The organism is Bradyrhizobium sp. PRIMUS42, from assembly GCF_023006515.1.
Taxonomy (GTDB): Bacteria; Pseudomonadota; Alphaproteobacteria; order Rhizobiales; family Xanthobacteraceae; genus Bradyrhizobium.
Map to the genome: position 1 here is coordinate 1 of NZ_JALBGZ010000266.1, position 7869 is coordinate 7869.

Below are 7869 nucleotides of genomic sequence, written 5' to 3' on the forward strand. Positions count from 1 at the left end.
CCGCGCGCCTGGACCCGGCTCGTGCCTGGCAATGCCGCCTTCATCAGCGAGCAGCTGAGCCGCCGCCTCAACGTCGGGATCGGTGACGTCGTCGAGGTGCCGGCGCCGGGTGGGACGTGGGAGCTCGACATCGTCGGCGTCTATGCCGATTACGGCAATCCCAAAGGACAGCTGGCGGTGAACGTCGCGGCGCTGATGCGGCAGTTTCCGCAGACGCCGCAGACGCGGGTCGGCCTGATCGTTGCCAAGGAGAATATCCCCGGCCTGATCGCGGCCCTGCAAAGACAGTTTGCGCTCGGCGACCGCAGTGTCGCGGATCAGGCGACGATGAAGGCGGAATCGATCCGCATCTTCAACCGCACCTTCGCGGTGACATCGGCGCTGAACGCGTTCACGCTCGGTGTCGCCGGGATCGCGCTGTTCACCAGCCTGTTGACGCTGGCAAATTCCCGCCTGCCGCAACTTGCACCGCTGTGGGCGATCGGCATCACGCGGCCGCGCCTCGCCGCGATCGAATTGACCAAGACGCTGTCGGTGGCGCTGTTCACCGCGCTGCTCGCCGTGCCGCTCGGGCTGCTGGTGGCGTGGTGCCTGATCGCGATCGTGAACGTGAAGGCGTTCGGCTGGCGGCTGCCGTTCCACGTGTTCCCGCTGCAACTGGTCGAGTTGGTCGCGGTGGCGCTGTTTGCGTCGCTGCTTGCGGCTCTGTTGCCGGTGGCAAGACTAGCGCGGATGCAACCGGCAAATCTCGTCAAGGTGTTCGCCAATGAGCGCTGACCTGATCTCGCGCCGCGCCTTCACCGGCGGCATCGCTGCGCTGGCGCTCGCACGCCGCGCCGGTGCGCAAGGCTATGCCGGGCTCGGTGAGACAGCGGATGGCTTTGCCAAGGTCACGCCGGGAAAGCTGTTCGCCTTTCCGGCCGACCACGGGCCGCATCCAGAGTTTCGTATCGAGTGGTGGTACCTCACGGCAAACCTCGTCGACGGCAGCGGTGCCGCCTGCGGCCTGCAATGGACGCTGTTCCGGCAGGCGGCGCAGCCGGGCCCGCAGGGCGAAGGCTGGGCCAATCAGCAGGTGTGGATGGCCCACGCTGCGGTGACGCGCGCCGATACCCACCGCTTCAGCGAAGCCTTTTCACGCGGTGGCATCGGGCAGGCCGGCGTCTCCGCAACACCCTTTGCGGCCTGGATCGACGACTGGGAGATGAAGGGCCTCGATCGCACCGACGATCGCACTTTGGCGCCTCTCACGCTGAAGGCAGCCAGCACCGATTTCAGCTACGCACTGACGCTGGAGGCCGATCGCGCCGTGGTGCTGCAAGGCGATGGCGGCTACAGCCGCAAGTCGGAGCGCGGCCAGGCGTCCTATTATTACAGCCAGCCGTTCTACCGCGCCCGCGGCAGGATCACGATCGACGACAAGTCCGTCGATGTTTCGGGCCAGGCCTGGATGGACCGCGAATGGAGCAGCCAACCGCTCGACGCCGACCAGACCGGCTGGGATTGGCTGTCGCTGCATCTGACGTCCGGCGACAAGCTGATGCTGTACCGGCTACGGCAGAAGGACGGCAGGGACTATCCGTTCGGCAATTGGATCAGCGCCGCCGGCGAGACGCAGATGATTGCGGGTGGCGACATCCAGATGAGTCCGAAGGCGACGACAGACGTTGCGGGACGCAAGCTGCCGGTGGAATGGCAGATCGCGATTCCCTCGCGATCGTTCTCGATTGCTTGCAAGCCGCTCAATCCCAGGGCCTGGATGGGGACCGGCTTCTCCTACTGGGAGGGACCGATCAGCTTTGCCGGCACGCATGACGGCGTTGGCTATCTCGAGCTGACCGGGTATTGAAGCGCGACCTCCTCAAAGGAATTCCGCGATGTATCACCTCACCGCCCTCGTCACGCTGCTGGCGATCGCATTTTATTTCTTCACCAGCATCAACGTCTCGCGCTCGCGCACCAAGACCGGCGTCAAGGTGCCCGCGATGTCCGGCCATCCGGATTTCGAACGCGCCTTCCGCATCCAGATGAACACGCTGGAATGGATGCCGATCATTCTGCCCGCGCTCTGGCTGTTCGCGGTCTATATCAGCGATAGCATCGCGGCAGGAATCGGCGCGATCTGGATCATCGGCCGCATCGTCTACTTCATCGGCTATTCGAAGGCGGCCGCAAAGCGTGGCCCGGGCTTCATGATCCAGGGCATTGCCGCCATCGCGCTGTGGGCGGGGGCGTTGGGCGCGGTGGTGCTGCGGATGGTGTGAGAGGGCGGCATCACGCGCTCGTGTCCCGGGTGCAGCGTGTACGCTGCGCCGCTGAACCGGGACCCAATCTGGCCTCAATTCGTGGAGAGACGTGGGTCCGGCTCTGCGCAGCAGGGTTTCACGCTGCAGCGCGTCCGGGACACAAGAGCCCTACTTCGTCAGCGGGCAGCCGCTGTCCTTTGCGGCGAAGAAGGCCTTGTCGCCCGGGACGGTGGCGAGCAGCTTGTAATAGTCCCAGGGCTTCTTGGATTCCGACGGCTTCTTGACCTCGAACAGATACATGTCGTGGACCATGCGGCCGTTCTCGAGCACCTTGCCGCCTTGCGCGAAATCGTCGTCGACCGGCAGCTCCTTCAGCTTCTTGGCGACGGCATCCGGATCCTTGGTGCCGGCAGCCTTGACCGCCTTGAGATAGCTCAGCGTCGCCGAATAGGTGCCGGCCTGGATCATGTTCGGCATCCGGCCGGTCCGCTTGAGGAAGCGTTCGCCGAGATTGCGCGACTTGTCGTTGACGTCCCAGTAATAGCCCTCGGTCAGCACCAGGCCTTGCGCGGCCTGGAGGCCGAGGCCGTTCACTTCGGCAAGCGTCATCAAGAGGCCGGCGAGCTTCTGGCCACTGGCGACGATGCCGAACTCGGAAGCCTGCTTGATCGAGTTGGTGGTGTCGAGGCCGGCATTGGCGAGGCCGACGATCTTGGCCTTGGAGCTCTGCGCCTGCAGCAGGAAGGACGAGAAGTCCGAAGAGTTGAGCGGCACGCGCACCGAGCCGACCACCTTGCCGCCATTGGCGGTGACGATCTCGCTGGTGTCCTTCTCCAGCGCGTAGCCGAAGGCGTAGTCCGCGGTGAGGAAGAACCAGGTGTCGCCGCCGGCCTTGGTCAGTGCGCCGCCGGTGCCGACGCCGAGCGCGCGGGTGTCGTAGGCCCAGTGGAAGCCGTAGGGCTGGCAGGCATCGCCAGTGAGACGCGAGGTCGCGGCGCCGACGACGATGTCGATCTTCTTCTTTTCCTTGGAGAGCTCGTGGATCGCGAGCGCGACCGAGGAGGTCGTCAGCTCCGTGATCATGTCGACGTTCTCGACGTCGTACCAGCGCCGCGCGATCGAGGTTGCGAGATCAGGCTTGTTCTGGTGATCGGCGGTGACGAGTTCGACCTTCTGGCCCAGTACCTCGCCGCCAAAGTCCTCGATCGCCATCTTGGCCGCCTCGACCGACCATTTGCCACCGTAGTCAGCATAGACGCCGGACTGGTCGTTGAGGATGCCGATCTTGACGCCTTGCGCGGACGCCGGCGCCGCCAGCACCAAAGCAGAGGTTGCGACGGCGGCCAAAAGTGCTGATTTCATATGTTATCTCCCAGCAGTTTTCTGTTTTGAAATCGCGCGGATAGTAGTGAAGAACCCCGCGTGTGCCCATTCATTTCATGTTGGTCGTTCGTATGGGCAACCGTGTGCCAAACAACCGCTGTCGTCCCGGACGAGCGAAGCGAAGATCCGGGATCCATAATCACAGGGAGCGGTTTGGCGAAGACTCGGAGTTACCGGTGTCGGGCCAAACTACTCCCTGTGGTTATGGATCCCCGTGTTCGCGGAGAAGACAGCGGAGGGTGTGGAGGCGCCGACGGCCATAGAGGCAGCGTCAGGCGACGACCTCCGGCTTCTTCCCCTCGTTCCGTCCTTCCGCCAGGTTCCGCACCACCACATAGAAGATCGGCGTGAACAACAGGCCGAACAGGGTGACGCCGATCATGCCGAAGAAGACGGCGACGCCGACCGCCTGCCGCATCTCCGAGCCGGAGCCGGTCGAAATCACGAGCGGCAGCACGCCGAGGATGAAGGCGAAGGAGGTCATCAGGATTGGCCGCAGCCGCAGGCGGCAGGCCTCGATCACAGCCTCCAGCCGCGGTCTGCCTTCGTTCTCGATGTCGCGCGCGAACTCGACGATCAAAATCGCGTTCTTGGCCGCCAGCCCCACCAGCACGACGAAACCGATTTGCGTGAGGATGTTGACGTCCTGCCCCATGATGCGCACGCCGATGGTGGCGGCAAGCAGGCACATCGGCACGATCAGGATCACCGCGAACGGCAGGGTCCAGCTGCCATATTGCGCGGCCAGCACGAGGTAGACGAACAGCACGCAGATCGGGAATACGTAGAGGCCGGCATTGCCGCCGGTGACCTGCTGATAGGACAGATCCGTCCATTCGAAGGTGAAGCCGCTCGGCAAGGTGTCATCCGCCAGCTTCTTGATGGTGTCGAGCGCCGTGGTCGAGCTGGTGCCGGGTGCCGGCTCACCCTGCAACTCGGACGCGGCATAGAGATTGTAGCGCGCGACGCGGTCCGGGCCCGAGACGTCCTTGAATTCAACCACGCTTCCGAGCATCACCATGTCGCCGGAGGCGTTGCGCGTCCGCAGGCGCGCGAGATCGCTGGGTTCTTTCCGGAACGGGAAGTCGGCCTGTGCGGTGACGTGATAGGTGCGGCCGAACAGGTTGAAGTCGTTGACATAGGTCGATCCGAAATAACTCTGGATCGTCTCGTTGATATTCGAGATGGGAACGCCGAGCTTCTGCGCCTTGGTGCGGTCGATGTCGACGAAGAGCTGCGGCGTGTTGGCCGTGAAAGGCGAGAACACCGAGGGGCCGAGCAGCAAGGGCGATTTGCGTGCCGCGGCGACAAGCTCGTCCGTGGCCGCAGCGAGCATCTCAGGCCCGCGGCCCTGGCGGTCCTGGATGCGGATGGTGAAGCCGCCACCTGTACCGATGCCGGGCACGGCCGGCGGCGGAATCACGATGATGAAGGCGCCCTGGATCGCGGACAGGCGTTTCCGCAGCTCGACCGTGATGGCGTTCGCGGACAATCCCTTCTTCATCCGCGCCTCGGGCTCGTCGAACACCGGGAATAGCGCTGCTGCGTTACCCGCCTGCGTACGCGTCGCACCGGAGAAGCCCGCGAAAGCGGCGACGCGGATGATACCCGGCGTATCCAGCGAGATCCGCTCGATCTCGCGCACGACCTCCGTGGTGCGCGCCAGCGAGGCCGCACCTGGCAATTGCACGGAGACGATGACGTAGCCGCGATCCTGCGCCGGGATGAACCCTTGCGGCGTCGTCACGATCAGCCAGCCGGCGCTACCGATCAGCACGACGTAGATCAGGAGCATCACCACCGAATGCCGGATCACGAAATCGGCAAGGCCGGCATAGCCGTGCGCCAACCGGTCGAACACGCGGTTGAACACCCCGGTGAAGGCACCCCACGCCCGGGCGATGACATTCCAGCTTGCCGACGGACGTTTCTCCTCGTGCGGCGTGAGAATCTGCGAGGCCAGCGCCGGCGACAGCGTCAGCGAGCAGAAGCAGGAGATCGCGGTCGCGACCGCAATGGTCACGGCAAACTGCTGGAAGAACTGCCCGGAAATGCCGCCGATGAACGCCGTCGGGACGAACACCGCGCACAGCACCAGCGCGATCGAGACCAGCGCGCCGCCGACCTCCTCCATGGTCTTGAGCGCGGCGTCGCGCCGGCTCATGCCGTGCTCGAGATGCCGTTCGACATTCTCGACCACGACGATGGCGTCGTCGACCACGATGCCGACGGCGAGGACGAGGCCGAACAAAGTGAGGTTGTTGATGGAGAAGCCAAGCGCCGCCATCACCGCGAAGGTGCCGACCAGCGACACCGGGATCGCGATGATCGGAATGATCGCAGGCCGCCATCCCTGCAGGAACACCAGCACCACGATGACCACGAGCAGCATGGCCTCGTAGATGGTCTTGATCAGCTCGTGCACGGACTGCGCGATGAACTCGGTCGGGTTGTAGCCGATATTGTAGTCGAGGCCCTTCGGGAAGCTCTCCTTGAGCTTCGTCATGGTGTCGGTGATGTTCTTTGCCGTGGCGAGCGCGTTCGATCCCGGCCGCTGCGTCACCAGCATGGCGACCGCCGATTTGCGCAGCAGGAAGCTGTTGGTGGAGTACGCCAGCGCCCCGAGCTCGATACGCGCGACGTCGCGCAACCGCACCACGCGGCCGTCGGAGCCGGCCTTGATCAGGATGTCCTCGAACTGCTTCTGGTCCTTCAGGCGGCCCGTGAAGGTGAGGTTCGGCTGGAAGGCGCGGTCGGCGATCGGCGGCTCGGCAATCTGGCCGCCGGCGATCTGCACGTTCTGGGCGCGGATCGCCGCCAGCACCTCGGCCGAGGTCAGGCCGAGATTGGCGATGCGGTCAGGATCGAGCCACAACCTCATTGAGTAATCGCGCGCGCCAAAGATCTGGATGTCGCCGACGCCGTCGAGGCGCAGCAATTGGTCGCGGACCTGGAGCAGCGCGTAGTTCGAGATGTAGAGCTGGTCGAACGTGTCGTCGGGCGACAGCATGAACACGACCATCAGGATGTCGGGTGAGTTCTTGCGCGTGGTGACGCCGTTGCGCTGGACTTCCTCCGGCAGGCGCGGCTGCGCGATCGCGACGCGGTTCTGCACCAGCACCTGGGCCTTGTCGAGATCGGTGCCGAGCTTGAAGGTGACGGTGATGGTGAGCTGGCCGTTCGAGGTCGCCTGGCTGTAGAGATACAGCATGTCCTCGACGCCGTTGATCTCCTGCTCGATGGGAGCCGCGACCGTGTCGGACACGGTCTGCGCGGAGGCGCCTGGATATTGCGTGGTGACGACCACGGTCGGCGGCACCACTTGCGGATATTCGGACACCGGCAGCGTGGTGTAGGCGAGCGCGCCGACGATCAGGAGCACGATCGACAGCACCATCGCCAGGATGGGCTGGTTGATGGAGAGACGGCCGAGATTCATGACTTGCCACCGGCTGGGGCTTGCGCGGTCTGCGGGGCGACCTTGGCACCGACACGGGCACGCTGGATGCCGTTGACGATGACGCGGTCCTCCGCCTTCAACCCTTCGCGGATCACGCGCAGGCCGTCATCCAGCGGCCCGAGCACGACGGGACGCGCCTCGACCGTATCGTCGGGTTTGACCACGAACACGATCTTGCGGGACTGGTCGGTGGCGACAGCCGCATCCGGAATCAGCAGAGCTTCGTAGGGCGCGCTGCCGATCAGACGGACGCGGCCGAACTGGCCGGGCAGGATCGACAGATCGGTGTTCTTGACGACGGCGCGGCTGCGCAGCGTGCCGGTGGAGACGTCGAGGCGGTTGTCGAGAAAGTTGATGGTGCCTTCATGCGACGGCTTGGTCTCGCCGGCGAGAGTCACCTGCACCGGGTTCGCGGTGTCGCGCGAACTCGGGCGCCGGCCTTCGAACCAGAGCTTGCTGTATTTGATGAAGGTCGCCTCATCCATGTCGAAATAGACGTAGATCGGGTCGAGCGTGACGATCGAGGTCAGCAGGGTCGAAGAGCCATTGTCGCTGCCCTGCACGAGATTGCCGGGACTGACGAGATGGCGGCTGACGCGGCCGGTCAGCGGCGCCGTCACATGCGTGAATTCAATGTTGAGCCTGGCAGCCTTGAGCGCGCCTTCGGCCTGCACCTCGGCGGCGTGCGCGGCCTGCAAGGCCTGACGGCGCTGACTACCGCGTAAACCGCGCCACCAGCTCCACATGCGGCGTGTGGCGGAACTGGTCGACAGGCACCAC

At 64.6% G+C, this 7869-nt stretch carries 6 protein-coding genes; 3 read left to right on the forward strand and 3 right to left on the reverse strand.

All coding sequences use genetic code 11. From position 1 onward, the window contains the following. The 3 genes from MOV75_RS19980 to MOV75_RS19990 form a co-directional block, all read left to right on the forward strand. On the forward strand, nucleotides 1-777 hold a 777-nt coding region (locus tag MOV75_RS19980; RefSeq protein WP_247006443.1), incomplete at its 5' end, for an ABC transporter permease. Further along, nucleotides 767-1849, forward strand: a complete 1083-nt coding sequence (locus MOV75_RS19985) for a lipocalin-like domain-containing protein (protein WP_246928642.1) — start codon at nucleotides 767-769, stop codon at nucleotides 1847-1849. The genes MOV75_RS19980 and MOV75_RS19985, both read left to right, overlap by 11 nt. 28 nt (nucleotides 1850-1877) lie before the next feature. Continuing rightward, nucleotides 1878-2264: an MAPEG family protein gene (locus tag MOV75_RS19990; protein WP_246928640.1), complete on the forward strand. Its 387-nt coding sequence runs from the start codon at nucleotides 1878-1880 to the stop codon at nucleotides 2262-2264. A gap of 150 nt (nucleotides 2265-2414) precedes the next feature. Here MOV75_RS19990 and MOV75_RS19995 read toward each other — a convergent pair whose 3' ends face one another. The 3 genes from MOV75_RS19995 to MOV75_RS20005 form a co-directional block, all read right to left on the reverse strand. Then, nucleotides 2415-3608 carry an ABC transporter substrate-binding protein gene (locus tag MOV75_RS19995; RefSeq protein WP_246928638.1) on the reverse strand — a complete coding sequence of 398 codons (1194 nt, stop codon included), beginning with the start codon at nucleotides 3606-3608 and terminating at the stop codon, nucleotides 2415-2417. A 292-nt stretch (nucleotides 3609-3900) separates the two neighbouring features. Next, nucleotides 3901-7068, reverse strand: coding sequence for an efflux RND transporter permease subunit (locus MOV75_RS20000; RefSeq protein ID WP_246928630.1), 3168 nt, complete (start codon nucleotides 7066-7068; stop codon nucleotides 3901-3903). Then, nucleotides 7065-7869: efflux RND transporter periplasmic adaptor subunit (locus tag MOV75_RS20005; RefSeq protein ID WP_247006446.1), on the reverse strand; the 805-nt coding region annotated here is incomplete at its 5' end. The genes MOV75_RS20000 and MOV75_RS20005, both read right to left, overlap by 4 nt.

Bases quoted from the DNA above. Each gene is read 5' to 3' on its own strand.
- MOV75_RS19985 (WP_246928642.1), top strand. From the start codon at position 767: ATGAGCGCTGACCTGATCTCGCGCCGCGCCTTCACCGGCGGCATCGCT.
- MOV75_RS19990 (WP_246928640.1), top strand. From the start codon at position 1,878: ATGTATCACCTCACCGCCCTCGTCACGCTGCTGGCGATCGCATTTTAT.
- MOV75_RS19995 (WP_246928638.1), bottom strand. From the start codon at position 3,608: ATGAAATCAGCACTTTTGGCCGCCGTCGCAACCTCTGCTTTGGTGCTG.
- MOV75_RS20000 (WP_246928630.1), bottom strand. From the start codon at position 7,068: ATGAATCTCGGCCGTCTCTCCATCAACCAGCCCATCCTGGCGATGGTG.